We start from the raw sequence: 16168 nt of genomic DNA, 5'->3' as shown, positions 1-16168 counted from the left end.
GCCCCCGCGCCGGGGCCGGGGCCCGTCGCTCAGACCGACTCGCGCCACCGGTTCGTGATCGGCAGGCGCCGGTCCTTGCCGAAGACCTTCGCGGAGATCTTCGTGCCCGGCGGGTACTGCCGCCGCTTGTACTCCGCCGTGTCCACCATCCGCAGGATCTTCGCCACCAGCACCTCGTCGAACCCGGCCGCGACGATGTCGCTCAGACCCCGGTCCTGGTCGACGTACAGCTCCAGGATCCGGTCGAGCACGTCGTAGTCGGGCAGCGAGTCCGTGTCGACCTGGTCCGGGCGCAGCTCGGCGCTGGGGGGCTTGGTGATCGACGCCTCAGGGATCGGCGGGGTCTGCCCGCGCTCCTCGGCGGCGCGGTTGCGCCACTTCGCGAGCCGGAAGACCGACGTCTTGTAGACGTCCTTGATCGGCCCGTACGCCCCGACCGAGTCGCCGTACAGCGTCGAGTAGCCGACCGCCAGCTCGGACTTGTTGCCCGGGGCGAGGACGATCTGGCCCTCCTGGTTGGAGACGGCCATCAGCAGCGTGCCGCGCAGCCGGGCCTGGAGGTTCTCCTCGGCGAGACCGGTGAGCCCCAGCGACCCCAGGTACGCGTCGAACATCGGCTCGATCGGTACCGTGCGGAAGTTCAGCCCGGTGCGGCGGGCCAGCTCGGCCGCGTCGCCCTTGGAGTGGTCCGAGGAGTACTTCGACGGCATCGAGATGCCGTACACGTTCTGCGCGCCCAGCGCGTCGCAGGCGATCGCCGCGACCAGGGCCGAGTCGATCCCGCCGGACAGCCCGATCAGCACACTGCCGAACCCGTTCTTCGCGGCGTACGCCCGCAGGCCCACGACCAGCGCCGAGTACAGCTCCTCGTCGTCGTCGAGCCGTTCGGCGTAGCCCCCGGTCAGCTCCGGCTCGTACGCCGGGAGGGGGTCCTCCGAGAGCACCGCGCGGTCGATCCGCAGCCCGTCGTTCACCATGCCGGACGCCGCCTCGGCCCCGTTCGCGGCGGCCGGCAGGTCCAGGTCGAGGACCACGCAGCCCTCGGCGAACTGCGGGGCGCGGGCGATCACCTCGCCGTCGCGGTCGACGACGATGGAGTCGCCGTCGAAGACCAGCTCGTCCTGCCCGCCGATCATCGCGAGGTACGCGGTGGTGCAGCCGGCCTCCTGGGCCCGCTTGCGGACCAGTTCCAGCCGGGTGTCGTCCTTGTCCCGCTCGTACGGAGAGGCGTTGATCGACAGCAGCAGCCCCGCGCCCGCCGTCCGCGCGGCCGGCACCCGGCCGCCGTCCTGCCAGAGGTCCTCGCAGATCGCCAGCGCCACGTCCACGCCGTGCACCCGCACCACCGGCATCGAGTCGCCCGGCACGAAGTAGCGGAACTCGTCGAAGACGCCGTAGTTGGGGAGGTGGTGCTTGGCGAAGGTCAGCGCGACCTGCCCGCGGTGCAGTACGGCGGCGGCGTTCTGCGGGGCGCCGGCGGGCTGGCCGTAGCGCGGCTGGGCCGCCTCGGAACGGTCGAGGTAGCCGACGACGACCGGCAGCTCCCCGAGCCCCTCCGCGTCGAGCCGGGCGGCGAGCGCGCGCAGCGCCCGGCGCGAGGCATCGACGAAGGACGGCCGCAGGGCCAGGTCCTCGACGGGATAGCCGGTCAGCATCATCTCGGGGAACGCCACCAGATGGGCGCCCTGTTCGGCGGAGTGCCGGGTCCAGTGGACGATCGCCTCGGCGTTGCCGGAGAGATCACCGACGGTCGAGTCGATCTGATTCAGTGCGAGACGTAGTTGAGGCACGCGCACCAGTGTAATCGTCTGACTGACGCGATGTCCCGGCGGGGAGCGCGGGCGCCGCCGCGCTCCCCGCCGGGGCCGAGGGCTGTCCTGATAGGGCGCCACGGGGCGGTCGTGGGCGGTCGCGGGGATCGGCGGAGGTGGCCGAGGCGATCAGCGGAGGTAGCCGAGGACCGACATCATGCCCACCTCCGAGTGGTAGATGTTGTGGCAGTGGAGCATCCACAGGCCCGGGTTGTCCGCCTCGAACTCCATCGCGATCGATTTGTTCGGCCGGAGGATCGCGGTGTCCTTGCGCGGCCGATGCGGCACGCGCCGGTGGGACGCGCGGTGTGGCGGCCCCGCCGCCCCCAGCAGGCCGAACGAGTGCCCGTGCAGATGGATGGGGTGCCACATCGAGGTGACGTTGTAGAACTCCAGCCTGACCCGCTCGCCCGCCGCGACCGGACGGCGCCGGTCCGGGGAGTACGGCTCGTGGTCGAAGCCCCAGTCGTACGCCTTCATGTTGCCGGTCAGCTTGTACCGGATGGTCCGGTCCGGCTTCCGGGCGGGCAGGGCCACGGACTCGTGCGGCGACAGATGGTCGGCCTCCACCAGCTTCCCGTTCAGCTCCTTGGGGCGCACGGAGGCGGCAGGCGGCGTGCCCATGCCGGTGCGCAGCAGCGCGAGGGCCGTGGCCTGTTTGCCCTCGGCGAGCGCGGTCAGCGGGAACACCCCGTCCTTGGCGGTGACGATCACGTCGTACCGCTCTCCCATCCCCAGGACCAGGGCGTCCGTCGCGGTGTGCTCGACCGGGTAGCCGTCGGTGTGGGTGATCGTCATCCGGTGGCCGCCGAGCGCGACCCGGAAGGCGGTGTCGCCACCCGCGTTGATGATGCGCAGCCGGATGCGGTCGCCGGGCTTGGCGAGGAAGGTGCTGGGGGACTCCGGGGCGCGGCCGTTGATGAGGTAGTACGGGTAGTCGACGTTGCCGCCGTGACTGTCGAGCAGTTTGCTGAAGCCGTGCCGCAGGATCCGTGAGGGGCCGGAGCGCCGGGCGGATCCGGGGGAACTCGAGGAGCCTTTGTGCCGGGCGTCGTCCGCGTCGTTCTTGCCGTCCGTCTCGTCCGGCCTGGGCTCCCCGTCCGTCTCGTCCGCCTTGTCGGCGCGTTCCATGGAGCCGTGGCGCTTTCCGCTGTGGTCCATGCCGCCCCGGCCGCCGCTCAGCTCGTCGAGGACCGCGTCCGGCGTGGAGCCGTCCACCCCGTCGACCCAGTCGTCCAGGACGACCACCCACTCCTTGTCGTACTTCAGGGTCTCCTTCGGGTCCTCCACGATCAGGGGCGCGTACAGCCCGCGGTCCTGCTGGACGCCGGTGTGCGGATGGAACCAGTACGTCCCCGGGTGCGGCACCCTGAAGCGGTACGCGAACTCCTCGCCCGGCTTGATGGGCCGCTGCGTGAGGTCGGGGACGCCGTCCATGTCGTTGCGCACGTTGAGGCCGTGCCAGTGCAGCGTGGTCGCCTGCGGGAGGTGGTTGGCGAGGGTCAGTGCCACGTTGTCGCCCACCGTGAACCGCAGCTCCCGGCCGGGCAGCCGGGCCTCGTAGGCCCAGGAACCGACGACGAGACCGCCTCCCAGGTCCAGGCGGGACGGGGTGGCGGTGAGGTGGACCTTCCGGACGGGGCCGGAAGGCCGCCTGGCCTCGGCCGCGGCGACCTCCTTTCCGTCGGGGGAGACGTACTCGTCCCAGGACTTCCCGCGGCGGGGGCTTTTGTGCCCCGCGCCGCCGGGCCCCGGTCCGCCGGCGTGCGCACCGCCCGTCTCCGGGGCGCGGCGGGCCGGGTCGGATTCACCGGAGCAGGAGGCCAGGACCGCCGTACCGGCGGTGGCGGCGGCCGCGCCGAGCACGGCGCGTCTGGTGGGTGGAGTGCGCATGGCGGAGCACCTCGGGGTGTTGTCGGTACGGCGGGCTGCTGGGGAGGGGGAGTCGCCCCTTCCCTATGCGCAGCTCGGTGCGCAGCACCGACGACGGGGCGCGAAGGGCCGGACCGGGCCGGCGGACCGGCCACGGCGTCGGCGGCATCCGCGCCGCGACACCCGCGACGAGGTGGGTGATCCCGATGAGCAGCACAACGAACGGGGACAACTTTCCGTATGTCGCACATCCACTCAGAGTCATGTCGGCACCTTACCCCCGTTGGGTATCTCCCGCGCCTGGAGACGTCCGGACGCGTGAGGAGGCCCGGACGGACATGGGGGCGTTCCCCGGGGGACGGAGGAGGGCGGTCGGAGGGCGTCCCGGGCGGGACGTGCGGTGACGTGCTGGGCCGGACGCGCCGTGACGCCGCGACGAGCTGGTGGGGAGGCGTGAGGAAGCGCGAGGAAACGTGAGGAAACGTATCCGCCCGTGTGCGCGTGGGCGGCGCGGCGGGCCGCGGCATACGGGTGGCCGCTCAGCCGTCCGGCCGGACGGGTGCAGGGTCGGCGTGGCGTGGACGGGTGTGGGGCCGGTCCGGCCGGACGGGTGCGTGGTCGGCGCGGCGCGGCCCGGGCGGCGGGCGACACCCAGCGGCCCGGCGACCCCGTGAGGCGGGGTGCCGGGCCGTCGCGTGCGTGACCGGTGTGGTGCGTGAATTCGTCAACCGCGGGCGTACACCTTCTCCACCCAGGAGGCGAGCTGCTCGTCGGTGAGGTGCTGCGCCAGGTCGGCCTCGCTGATCATGCCGATCAGTTTCTTGTTCTCGACCACCGGAAGCCGGCGGATCCGATGGGTCTGCATTTCCTCCAGGACCATGTCCACGCTCGCGGCGGAATCGATCCAGCGCGGTGTGCCGTGGGCGAGGTCGCCCGCGGTCGTCCTCGACGGATCGCGTCCCTGCGCCACGCACTCGAGCACGATGTCGCGGTCGGTGAGGATGCCGATCATCCGGTCCTGCTCGCCGCTGGCCGAGATGGGCAGCGCGCCCACGTGATGCTCGCGCATCAGCTGCGCGGCCCGGTCCAGCGTCTCGTGCGCGGGGATCCAGGTTGCTCCGGTGTGCATGATGTCCTTCGCAGTGGTCATGAGGGGTTCCTCCTGCGTGCCGACGGGCATGCCGTTCACTCCCGAGAGCATCCATCGTCGTACGCCCGTTCGGGGTGTGCGACCGCTATGGCCCATTCGGGTGTATTCGGAGCCCGGAGGGAACCGTCAGCGGGTTGTTCATGACCGGGGCTTCGCCCCTCGTGCCTCCAGCATCGCGGCCATCGCGTCCAGCTCGGACCGCTGGGTCTCCACCATCGTCCGAGCCAGCCGTTTCTCCGCCCCGACCGTGCACAGCCGGACGCAGCCGCGGGCCATGTCGACACCGCTGCGGTGGTGGTCGGTCATCAGCCGGAGGTAGAGGATCTCGGCGTCCCTGCCGCTCGCCGTGCGGAGCCGGCCCAGCTCGGCCCGGGTGGCCATGCCGGGCATGAGGGAACCGCCGCGGGGCCGGTGGCCGGTCCCCGCGCCCGTCGCGCCGTCCGTGCCGTGCGCGTCTTCCGGGTCGTGCGGCCCGTCCACCGCGGGGGTCCCGTGCGTGCCGTGGCCCGTGTGCCCGGCGTGTCCGTCGGCCATCCAGGCCATGGCCTCCCGCCCGCCGGGGGCCGTTTTCGGCAGTTCCCACAGGTCCAGCCAGCCGAGCATCATGCCTCGCTGGTTGGCCTGCGTGTTGGCGATGTCGTACGCGAGGAGACGCACCTCCTCGTCCCGGGTGCGGTCGCGCACGACGAAGGACATCTCCACGGCCTGTTGGTGGTGGACCGCCATGTCCCGGGCGAACCCGGCGTCCGCGGAGTCCGTTCCGGGCGCCCGCGGGGCGGCGGCGGGGGAGTGGGCCCCCCGCGCCCCGTCGTCCCGGGCGGAGGCGACCGTCGCCGCCCCCGCGAGCAGCAGCGCGAGCGCCACGGCGGAGCCCGCCGCCCACGCCGCGCGCCGGTCGCGCCGTACCCCGGTCACCGGGCCTCCAGCCCGCCCGAGCACGTCGCGCCGGGCTCGGGCGTCTGCGGCCCCTGCACGAACGCCGAGAAGAACCGGTCGACCCGCGGGTCGTCGGCGCCGTCCACCGCCACTTGACTGCCCCAGGCGGTCAGCATGATCGCGCCGGCCTGGCCCCGTACGGGCTCATCAGCGCGTACGGCGTCCTGCCGACCCGCTCGGCGAGCTGCGCGACATCGGCGTTCTGTTCCGGGCGGGTCCAGGGAGCGAGGCTCATGGCGTCGGATCCTTCTGCGAAGAGGCGGGAAGGGGACGGAGAAGACCGGGAACAGGCACGCCCCGGGCCGCCGCCGAGCGGCTCCGCCCCACGCGTGCCATGGGCGCAGATCGTAGTGGGTGGCCGGGTGCTCCCTCTCACTCCGTGTGCGTAATCTGGGTGAAATCCCGGGTCGTGACAATAGAGCTCCTCCCCTCCCCGGGCGGTGGTGCACGGACCGTCTGAACTGCAAGGATGTGGCTATGGACAAGCAGCAGGAATTCGTCCTCAGGACGCTTGAGGAGCGCGACATCCGCTTCGTACGGCTGTGGTTCACCGACGTCCTCGGCTACCTCAAGTCCGTCGCCGTGGCCCCCGCCGAACTGGAACAGGCGTTTGACGAGGGAATCGGCTTCGACGGCTCCGCCATCGAAGGCTTCGCCCGGGTGTACGAGTCCGACATGATCGCGAAACCGGACCCCGGCACGTTCCAGATCCTGCCGTGGCGCGCGGAGGCCCCCGGCACGGCCCGGATGTTCTGCGACATCCTGATGCCCGACGGTTCGCCGTCCTTCGCCGATCCGCGCTTCGTCCTGAAGCGGATCCTCGCCAGGACGTCCGACCTGGGGTTCACCTTCTACACCCATCCGGAGATCGAGTTCTTCCTGCTGAAGGACAAGCCCGTCGACGGCAGCCGTCCCACCCCCGCCGACAGCTCCGGCTACTTCGACCACACTCCGCAGAACGTCGGCATGGACTTCCGCCGCCAGGCGATCACCATGCTCGAATCCATGGGCATCTCGGTCGAGTTCAGCCACCACGAGGGCGCCCCCGGTCAGCAGGAGATCGACCTGCGGTACGCGGACGCGCTCTCCACCGCCGACAACATCATGACGTTCCGCCTCGTGATGAAGCAGGTCGCGCTGGAGCAGGGCGTGCAGGCGACGTTCATGCCGAAGCCGTTCTCCGAGCACCCCGGCTCGGGCATGCACACGCACCTCTCCCTCTTCGAGGGCGACCGCAACGCCTTCTACGAGTCGGGCGCGGAGTACCAACTCTCCAAGATCGGCCGCTCGTTCATCGCCGGTCTGCTCAACCACGCTGCGGAGATCTCCGCCGTGACCAACCAGTGGGTCAACTCCTACAAGCGCATCTGGGGCGGCTCCTCCCGCGCCGCGGGCGCCGGCGGCGAGGCCCCCTCGTACATCTGCTGGGGGCACAACAACCGCTCCGCGCTCATCCGCGTCCCGATGTACAAGCCCGGCAAGACCGGATCGGCCCGCGTCGAGGTCCGCTCCATCGACTCCGGCGCCAACCCCTACCTGACCTACGCGGTCCTGCTCGCCGCGGGCCTCAAGGGCATCGAGGAGGGCTACGAACTCCCGGCCGGCGCCGACGACGACGTCTGGGCGCTGTCCGACGCGGAGCGCCGCGCGATGGGCATCGAGCCGCTGCCGCAGAACCTGGGCGAGGCGATCTCCCTGATGGAAAAGAGCGAACTGGTCGCCGAGACGCTCGGCGAGCACGTCTTCGACTTCTTCCTGCGCAACAAGAAGCAGGAGTGGGAGGAGTACCGCAGCGAGGTCACCGCCTTCGAGCTGAAGAACCTGCTGCCGGTGCTGTAGGCAGGCGCAGCCCGTACGTGCACGGCTCCGGGCCGACGGTGTCCCGCCGTCGGCCCGGAGCTGTTTTCGGACGCCCGGCCAGAAACGCCGGCTCCGCGCGGCACGGTGATCGGCCCTCTTCGGAAAGGAACTGACGTCGAGTCATGGAGAACTACGCGGGCGGTATGGCGAGAGGGCGACGTCCGGCGCCGCGACTGGGGTAATGTGACGCGTCCCCGTACGGGACCGACCAAGGAGGTGAGACCCATCAACGCTGTGTCAGGCTGGGTGCTCACTTCGCACGATCGCGTGGTCGACCCGACATAATCGACCGCGGAGCGCCCATCGGCTTCCCCGAAAGGCTCCGCTTCATGTCGGTTCACGTTTCGCCGCACGTCGTCTCCTCCATCGTCGCCACACTCCGCGCCGCCGGCTGCGTCTTCGCCGAGGACGAGGCGGATCTGCTCGTCTCCGCGGCCACCGACCGCGCCGGACTCGCCGCCATGGTCGAACGGCGGGCCGCCGGGCTACCCCTGGAACACGTCCTCGGCTGGGCCGAGTTCGGCGGTCTGCGGATCGCCGTGGACCCCGGGGTCTTCGTCCCCCGCCGCCGCACCGAGTTCCTGGTCGAACAGGCCGCCGCGCTCGCCGCGCCCGAGGCGGTCGTCGTCGACCTCTGCTGCGGTTCGGGCGCCCTGGGCGCGGCGCTCGCTGCGACCCTGGGCCGGATCGAACTGCACGCGGCCGATGTCGAACCCGCCGCCGTGCGCTGCGCTCGCCGCAACGTGGGCGACGCGGGACGGGTCCACGAGGGCGACCTCTTCGAACCGCTCCCCGGCACCTTGCGCGGGAGGGTGGGGATCCTGCTCGCCAATGTGCCGTACGTTCCGACGGAAGACGTCGAACTGCTTCCCCCGGAAGCCCGCCTTTATGAACCGCGCGTCGCGCTCGACGGGGGCGCGGACGGCCTGGACGTGCTGCGGCGGGTCGCCGCCGAGGCCCCGCACTGGCTCGCCCCCGGCGGGCACCTCCTGGTCGAGACGAGCGAACGGCAGGCGTCCCGGGCCGAGCAGACCGTCGCCCGCGCCGGTCTGCTCCCGCGCGTGGTCACCTCCGACGAGCTGTACGCCACCGTCCTCGTCGCGACCCGGCCGGGTGCCCCGGCCACGCCCGCCCCTCCCGCGTCCGTGTGCTGAACCGCCGTCCTCCCGCGAGCCGAACGCCGCCCGCTCCCCATCCCCGGCGTGGGCCGAGGGCTGTTCCGTAGTCCGTGGGCTCTCCCCAGGTTCTCGGCTGCGCTCGAGCAGGGGAGAGCCCATCCGCTCCTTTCCCAAGCTCTCGGTTGCGTTCGAGCAGGGGAGAGCCGTCCGACTCCCTCCTCCGCCCTGGATTTCGAAGGCCCTGGACGCCGCTCCTTCTCCCCCTGCCAATCGTGAGCGAGGTCGTTAGGCTCGGAACGCTGGATCGTGTACGGGCGGCGAGCAGGAGAGCACGGAAATGACGACGGCGCCGGGACGCAGAAGCAGTACGTTCACCCGACTGCTGCGGCACGGATTCACCGACCCCGCCGCCGCCGAGCGGCACCTCGACCTGCCCGCGCTGTCCTCCGTACGCACCGATCCGGTGCTCCTCGACGCCCTCGGCGCCACCGCCGACCCGGACCTCGCGCTGCGCGGGATCGCCCGGCTGGTGGAGGCCCAGGACGGGGACGAGCGGCAGGCCCTGCTGGACACCCTCGTCACCGCCAAGCCGCTGCGGGACCGGCTGCTCGGAGTCCTCGGCGCGTCCGAAGCGCTCGGCGACCATCTGGTCCGCCACCCGCGCGACTGGCACGCGCTCGTCACCTACGAGGCCACCGATCTGCACCCCGGGATCGCCGAGTTCGAGCAGGAGCTGGCCGAGGCCGACGACCCCGACTCGCTACGCGTCGCCTACCGCCGGTGCCTGCTGGCCATCGCGGCGCGCGACGTGTGCGGGACGACGGACGTCGCCGAGACGGCCGCCGAGCTGGCCGACCTGGCCACAGCGACGCTGAGGGCGGCGCTCGCCATCGCCCGTGCGGCCGCGCCCGACGACGACGCCCGGTGCCGACTCTCCGTCATCGCCATGGGCAAGTGCGGCGGGCACGAGCTGAACTACGTCTCCGACGTCGACGTCATCTTCGTCGCGGAACCGGCCGACGGCGTCGGGGAGAACGTGGCGGTACCCGCCGCCACCCGCCTGGCCGCGCACATGATGCGGATCTGCTCCGACACGACCGTCGAGGGCACCATCTGGCCCGTCGACGCCAACCTCCGGCCCGAGGGCCGCAACGGGCCCCTCGTGCGGACCCTGTCCTCGCACCTCGCGTACTACCAGCGCTGGGCCAAGACCTGGGAGTTCCAGGCGCTTCTCAAGGCCCGGCCGGTGGCCGGGGACCGGGAGCTGGGCGCGGCGTACGTCGAGGCCGTCTCACCGCTCGTGTGGCAGGCGTCGGAGCGCGAGAACTTCGTCGCCGACGTGCAGAGGATGCGCCGCCGCGTCGTCGACAACATCCCCGCCGACCGCGTCGACCGGGAGATCAAGCTGGGCCCCGGCGGACTGCGGGACGTCGAGTTCGCCGTGCAGCTGCTCCAGTTGGTGCACGGCCGCAGCGACTCCGCCCTGCGCAGCGGCACCACCCTGGAGGCCCTTCGGGCGCTCGCCGCGGGCGGCTACGTGGGCCGGGTGGACGCCGCGCAGCTCGACGACGCGTACCGCTTCCTGCGCGTCATGGAACACCGGGTCCAGCTCTACCGGCTGCGCCGCACGCATCTGGTCCCGGAGGACGAGCCGGACCTGCGGCGGCTCGGACGCTCTCTCGGGATGCGCACGGACCCCATCACCGAGCTGGGCCAGACGTGGAAGCGCCACACCTCCGTGGTGCGACGGCTGCACGAGAAGCTCTTCTACCGGCCGCTGCTCGACGCCGTCGCCCAGCTCGCCCCCGGTGAGTCCCGGCTCAGCCCCGAGGCGGCCCGGCACCGGCTCGAAGCCCTCGGATACGCCGACCCGGCCGCCGCGTTGCGGCACCTGGAGGCGCTGTCCTCCGGGGTGTCCCGCAAGGCCGCCATCCAGCGCACCCTGCTGCCGGTGCTGCTCGGCTGGTTCGCGGACTCCGCCGACCCCGACGCCGGTCTGCTCGGCTTCCGCAAGGTGTCCGACGCCCTCGGCAAGACACCGTGGTACCTGCGGCTGCTGCGGGACGAGGGCGCGGCGGCGGAGAACCTCGCCCGGGTGCTCTCGGCCGGCCGGCTCGCCCCGGACCTGCTGCTGCGGGCCCCTGAGGCGGTGGCGCTGCTCGGCGACCCGCAGGGCCTGCGAGCACGCGGGCGGACGCACCTGGAGCAGGAGGTGCTGGCCGCGGTGGGGCGGGCGGACGACGCCGAGTCGGCCGTCGCCGCGGTGCGCGGGGTGCGGCGGCGCGAGCTGTTCCGCACCGCCGCCGCGGACCTCATCAGCTCGTACGGGACGGAGGAACACCCCGCCGAGCAGGATCCCGGCGCCCTCGTCGACCGGGTCGGCGACGCGGTCACCGATCTGACCGCCGCGACCCTCGCGGGCGCCCTGCGCGCCGCCGTGCGCGACCAGTGGGGGGACACCCTGCCCACCCGGTTCGCGGTCATCGGCATGGGCCGGTTCGGCGGACACGAACTCGGCTACGGCTCCGACGCCGATGTGCTGTTCGTCCACGCGCCGCGCGAGGGCATCGACGAGCAGGAGGCGGCGCGCGCCGCGAACACGGTGGTCGCCGAGATGCGCAGGCTCCTCCAGCTCCCCACCGCCGACCCGCCCCTGCTCATCGACGCGGATCTGCGCCCGGAGGGCAGGAACGGGCCGCTGGTGCGCACCATCGGGTCGTACGCGGCCTACTACCGGCGCTGGTCGCTGGTCTGGGAGAGCCAGGCGCTGCTGCGGGCCATGCCGGTGGCGGGCGACGAGCAACTGGGCCGCGAGTTCATCGATTTGATCGATCCGCTGCGCTACCCGATGGAGGGGCTGGGGGAGGACGCGGTCCGGGAGATCCGCCGTCTGAAGGCCCGGATGGAGTCCGAGCGGCTGCCGCGCGGCGCGGACCCGCTGCTCCACACCAAGCTGGGGCGCGGCGGGCTGAGCGATGTCGAGTGGACGGTCCAGCTGATGCAGATGCAGCACGGCTGGTCGGAACCGGGGCTGCGGACGACACGGACGCGTGAGGCGCTGGCGGCCGCGTGCGCCGCCGGGCTGATCCCGGCCGAGGACGCGCAGACGCTGGACGAGGCGTGGGTGCTGGCGACGCGGGTCCGCAACGCGGTGATGCTGGTGCGCGGCCGGCCGGGCGACACGTTCCCCTCCGGCCCGCGCGAACTCACCGCGGTGGGGCGGTACCTGGGATACGAGCCGGGGCACGTCGGGGACATGCTGGACGACTACCGGCGGATCACGCGGCGGGCGCGCGCGGTGATGGAGGAGCGGTTCTACGGGGCGTGACCCGACCCCGCCGCGGAGGGCGGGAGAGGGGCGGTTCAGCAGGGTGTGCCGGGGGCGTGCCACGGAGCGTGACCCGGGGTCGCCCCGGGCCGGCTCTCCGGGACAGCGGCCCGCGGCAGGGGCCGGCCGTGCTCGGGCCGTGGGCCCGCCGGCGCTCGGCCCCGGGCGGGCCGGCGTTCAGGTCACGGGCGGGAACGCCGGCCGGGGCATCCCGCCCGGGGCCCGCACCCGCCGGGGCAGGCGGTGCGGCAGCGAGCCGTACCAGACGTACGAGACCGCGTAGCCGAAGGCCACACACAGCAGGCCGCCCAGCGCGTCCAGCCAGAAGTGGTTGGCGGTCGCCACGATCACGACCAGGGTGGCCGTCGGGTACAGCAGCGCCAGGACGCGGGCCCAGGGCACGGAGACGAGCGCGAAGATCGTCAGGCCGCACCAGAGCGACCAGCCGATGTGCATCGAGGGCATCGCCGCGTACTGGTTCGACATGTTCTTGAAGTTGCCCGAGGCCATCGAACCCCAGGTGTGGTGGACCAGGACGGTGTCGATGAAGTGGCCGCCGGCCATGAGGCGGGGCGGGGCCAGCGGGAACAGGTAGTAGCCCAGCAGCGCCACGCCCGTGGTCGCGAACAGCGTCAGTCTGGCCGCCGCGTAACGGCCCGGTTGACAGCGGAACAGCCACACCAGCACGCCGAGGGTGACGACGAAGTGCAGCGTCGCGTAGTAGTAGTTCATCGACACGATCAGCCATGTCACGGAGTTCACCGCGTGGTTGATGGTCTGCTCGACGGCGATTCCCAGGTGCTGCTCGACCGACCAGATCCAGTCGGCGTTGCGCAGCGCCTGGGCCTTCTGTTCCGGTACGGCGTTGCGCACCAGGGAGTAGATCCAGTAACTGACCGCGATCAGCGCCACTTCGAACCAGAGACGCGGGCGGCGCGGGGACCGTGACGCCCGTACGAGCGCCATCCTGCGCCGGGTGCGCTCGTCCGGGAGGCGGGGTTTCGCCGGTCCGGTCTCCTGCTGCTCGGCGTCCTGTTCCACGGTCATGGTGCGGGTCGCCTCGCCCACGGTGGGTGACGGGGTGGCATCCGGTCGGTCCTCCTGTGATGTCACGCGCGATTCACCCATAGGCACAGAGTCTGCCAGAAATGTTTCCCCACCCGATCATCCTCCCATCGGCCGGGAGCGGGCCCCTTGCCGGGGTCGGGCAGGGGTGGGTGAGCCGGGATCAGGGACGGTCGGGCGCCGCGGGTGCGGCCTTGGCGGACGACGCCGTGGAGGGGGCCGGGGCCGGTCCGGGGCCCGCCGCCGTCGAGCCGCGGACCACCAGCTCGGGCATGAAGACGAACTCGCTGTGCGGGGCCGGGGTGCCGCCGATCTCCTCCAGGAGCGTGCGCACGGCGGCCTGGCCCATCGCCGTCACCGGCTGACGGATCGTGGTCAGCGGCGGATCGGTGAACGCTATGAGCGGCGAGTCGTCGAAACCGACGACCGACAGATCGTGCGGCACCTCCAGCGACAGCCGGCGGGCGGCGCGGATCGCACCGAGCGCCATCATGTCGCTCGCGCACACCACCGCCGTGCACTCCCGCTCGATCAGTGCCGACGCGGCGGCCTGTCCGCCCTCCAGGGTGAACAGCGAATGCTGGATCAGCTCCTCCACCTCGTCGGGGCCGGCGTCCAACTGCTCCCGCATGACGGCCCGGAAGCCTTCGATCTTGCGCAGCACCGGCACGAACCGCTTCGGGCCGACGGCCAGGCCGATGCGCTGATGTCCCAGCGACACCAGGTGCGTCACGGCGAGCCGCATCGCCGCCCGGTCGTCCGGCGAGATGAACGGCGCCCGCACCTCGGGGGAGAAGCCGTTGACCAGGACGAACGGGACGCCCTTCGCGCGCAGTTGTTCGTAGCGCCGCATGTCGGCCGAGGTGTCCGCGTGCAGCCCGGAGACGAAGATGATGCCGGAGACCCCGCGCTCGACCAGCATCTCGGTCAGTTCGTCCTCGGTGGAGCCGCCCGGGGTCTGGGTCGCCAGCACCGGGGTGTAGCCCTGCCGGGTCAGCGCCTGGCCGATGATCTGGGCCAGTGCGGGGAAGATGGGGTTCTCCAGCTCGGGCGTGATCAGCCCGACCAGTCCCGCGCTGCGCCTGCGCAGGCGCACGGGGCGTTCGTAGCCGAGGACGTCGAGCGCGGCCAGAACGGATTCGCGGGTGGCCGCCGCAACACCGGGCTTGCCGTTCAGCACACGGCTGACCGTCGCTTCGCTGACCCCCGCCTGAGTTGCGATATCGGCAAGCCGTGCGGTCATGGGAGTGGACTGTACCGGGCGTATGTCGGATTGCCCACCATCGGCCGGAGTTGGACACCCGCGCCCGGTCGGAGGCCCGGGAGCCCGCGCGCGGCCCGGTCGCGGGCGCCCGCCGTCGGCGTGGTCCGGTTCCGCGCGGGCCGTCCCCGTGGACCCCTGTGCACACCGTCCGGCCGTACGAGGGACCCGCCCGTACGCGGCCCGCCCTGCCGATACGCAGGCTTCGGCAGGCGTCGCGGCAAGATCTTGCAAGGGCTTGCGAGCCGTGTTCGCGCGCGTGGTGGAACCGCCGCCCCGCAAGATCACGCGCGGCAGCGGCCCGGCGTTGCAGCGTTTCGCGTCTCCCGTCAAGAGGCTTGACGGCCACCGTGCGGACACGTGAACGTAACGATCGCCGGTCCTTGCAGAAATATCCTGCAAAGTCTTTCGGTCCTCTTTCATCCTTGTTACGGTCCACGTCGACCCGGCGCCGCGACGGAGCGGTACGGCAGTTGAAGGAGTTCAGATGCGACGTGGCATAACGGCCACCGCCCTGGTCGCGACCCTGGCGCTCGCGGCGACCGCCTGCGGCAGCGATGACGAGAGCGGCGGCACGAGCAAGGGCTCGGGCGAACTGTCCGGCACGGTGACGTGGTGGGACACCTCCACCGCGGGCAGCGAGGACAAGGTCTTCAAGAAGATCGCCGAGGACTTCACCAAGCAGCACCCGAAGGTCCGCGTCAACTACGTCAACGTGCCCTTCGGCGACGCGCAGAACAAGTTCAAGAACGCGGCCCAGTCCGGCTCCGACGCCCCCGACGTCATCCGCTCCGAGGTCGCCTGGACGCCCGAGTTCGCCGACCTCGGCTACCTCGCCCCGCTCGACGGCACCCCCGCGCTGAAGAAGCCGGACGACTTCCTGAAGCAGGCCGCCGCGTCCACGAAGTACAAGAACAAGACGTACGCGGTGCCGCAGGTCATCGACTCCATGGGCATCTTCTACAACAAGAAGATCTTCAAGGAGGCCGGGGTCGAGGTCCCCAAGACCGTCGAAGAGCTCAAGAGCGTCGCCAAGAAGATCAAGGACAAGACCGGCAAGACGGGCATGTACCTGCGCGGTGACGACGCGTACTGGTTCCTGTCCTTCCTGTACGGCGAGGGCGGCGACATGGTGGACGCCGGGAGCAGCACCGTCACCATCGACAACGCCCAGGGCGTCAAGGCGATGAAGGTCGTCAAGGACCTCGTCGACTCCGGTGCGGCCAAGACGGACGCCACGGACGGCTGGGAGAACATGCAGGCGTCCTTCAAGGACGGCAAGGTCGCCATGATCATCAACGGCCCGTGGGCCGTCGCCGACACCTACGCCGGCAAGGAGTTCAAGGACAAGGCCAACCTGGGCGTCGCCCCGGTCCCGGCCGGCTCCACCGGGCAGGGCGCCCCGCAGGGCGGTCACAACCTGGCCGTCTACGCCGGCTCCAAGAACCTCGACGCCTCCTACGCGTTCGTCGAGTACATGACCTCCGCCGAGACCCAGGCCAAGGTCACCAAGGAACTGAGCCTCCTGCCGACGCGCACCTCCGCCTACGGCATGAAGGACGTCGTCGACAACGAGATCGTCGGCTTCTTCAAGCCCGTCGTCGAGACCGCCGTCGAGCGGCCCTGGATCCCCGAGACCGGCAGCCTCTTCGCGCCGCTCGTCACCGAGTACACCAAGGTCCTCACCGGCCAGACCACGCCGGAGAAGGGCGTGAAGAACACCGGCGACTCCTACCGCAAGCTCCTCAAGGGCTGGAAGTAACAGGA

General features: G+C 71.6%; 10 protein-coding genes and 1 pseudogene. 4 read left to right on the top strand and 7 right to left on the bottom strand.

Annotation, left to right across the window (positions count from 1 at the left end; translation table 11 throughout):
• Positions 1 to 29: 29 nt before the first annotated feature.
• From ACGF2V_RS23570 to ACGF2V_RS23550, 5 genes and pseudogenes are all read right to left on the bottom strand, one after another.
• Entirely contained in the window at positions 30 to 1790 is a 1761-nt protein-coding gene (locus tag ACGF2V_RS23570) for an NAD+ synthase (RefSeq protein WP_362620283.1), read from the bottom strand.
• A 150-nt stretch (positions 1791 to 1940) separates the two neighbouring features.
• Positions 1941 to 3704 (bottom strand): multicopper oxidase family protein, encoded by a 1764-nt coding sequence (locus ACGF2V_RS23565; RefSeq protein WP_362620282.1) that lies wholly within the window; start codon positions 3702 to 3704, stop codon positions 1941 to 1943.
• Between the two features lie 703 nt (positions 3705 to 4407).
• The gene (locus ACGF2V_RS23560; protein WP_362620280.1) at positions 4408 to 4833 is read right to left on the bottom strand and encodes a CBS domain-containing protein; all 426 of its coding nucleotides are present in this window, start codon (positions 4831 to 4833) and stop codon (positions 4408 to 4410) included.
• Positions 4834 to 4971: 138 nt separating this feature from the next.
• The gene (locus tag ACGF2V_RS23555; protein ID WP_362620278.1) at positions 4972 to 5748 is read right to left on the bottom strand and encodes a DUF305 domain-containing protein; all 777 of its coding nucleotides are present in this window, start codon (positions 5746 to 5748) and stop codon (positions 4972 to 4974) included.
• Positions 5745 to 5968, bottom strand: a pseudogene (locus ACGF2V_RS23550) (DUF3105 domain-containing protein); the annotation flags it as partial. The gene ACGF2V_RS23555 and the pseudogene ACGF2V_RS23550, both read right to left, overlap by 4 nt.
• Before the next feature lie 278 nt (positions 5969 to 6246).
• Between ACGF2V_RS23550 and glnA the strand changes: the two are divergent.
• The 3 genes from glnA to ACGF2V_RS23535 all read left to right on the top strand — a co-directional run bounded on the left by glnA (position 6247) and on the right by ACGF2V_RS23535 (position 12075).
• Positions 6247 to 7608, top strand: a complete 1362-nt coding sequence (gene glnA, locus ACGF2V_RS23545; protein WP_362704008.1) for a type I glutamate--ammonia ligase — start codon at positions 6247 to 6249, stop codon at positions 7606 to 7608.
• 350 nt (positions 7609 to 7958) lie between these two features.
• Positions 7959 to 8783, top strand: coding sequence for a putative protein N(5)-glutamine methyltransferase (locus ACGF2V_RS23540; protein ID WP_362704006.1), 825 nt, complete (start codon positions 7959 to 7961; stop codon positions 8781 to 8783).
• Between the two features lie 301 nt (positions 8784 to 9084).
• A complete protein-coding gene (locus ACGF2V_RS23535) occupies positions 9085 to 12075 on the top strand; it encodes a bifunctional [glutamine synthetase] adenylyltransferase/[glutamine synthetase]-adenylyl-L-tyrosine phosphorylase (protein ID WP_362704004.1) in 2991 nt (996 codons plus the stop codon).
• Positions 12076 to 12252: 177 nt separating this feature from the next.
• On the opposite strand, the gene ACGF2V_RS23530 is transcribed toward ACGF2V_RS23535, so the two are convergent.
• Together ACGF2V_RS23530 and ACGF2V_RS23525 are read right to left on the bottom strand one after the other, a co-directional pair.
• A complete protein-coding gene (locus ACGF2V_RS23530; protein ID WP_362620271.1) occupies positions 12253 to 13203 on the bottom strand; it encodes a phosphatase PAP2 family protein in 951 nt (316 codons plus the stop codon).
• Positions 13204 to 13303: 100 nt separating this feature from the next.
• On the bottom strand, positions 13304 to 14383 hold the full coding sequence (locus tag ACGF2V_RS23525; RefSeq protein ID WP_362620269.1) for a LacI family DNA-binding transcriptional regulator: 1080 nt from the start codon (positions 14381 to 14383) through the stop codon (positions 13304 to 13306).
• Positions 14384 to 14888: 505 nt separating this feature from the next.
• Between ACGF2V_RS23525 and ACGF2V_RS23520 the strand changes: the two genes are divergently transcribed.
• Positions 14889 to 16163 (top strand): extracellular solute-binding protein, encoded by a 1275-nt coding sequence (locus tag ACGF2V_RS23520; protein ID WP_362704002.1) that lies wholly within the window; start codon positions 14889 to 14891, stop codon positions 16161 to 16163.
• Positions 16164 to 16168 lie beyond the last annotated feature (5 nt).

This window comes from Streptomyces sp. NPDC047982, from assembly GCF_043204165.1.
Lineage (GTDB): Bacteria > Actinomycetota > Actinomycetes > Streptomycetales > Streptomycetaceae > Streptomyces.
Note: the sequence above shows the minus strand (reverse complement) of the source record. Positions and strands in the feature narration are given on the sequence as shown.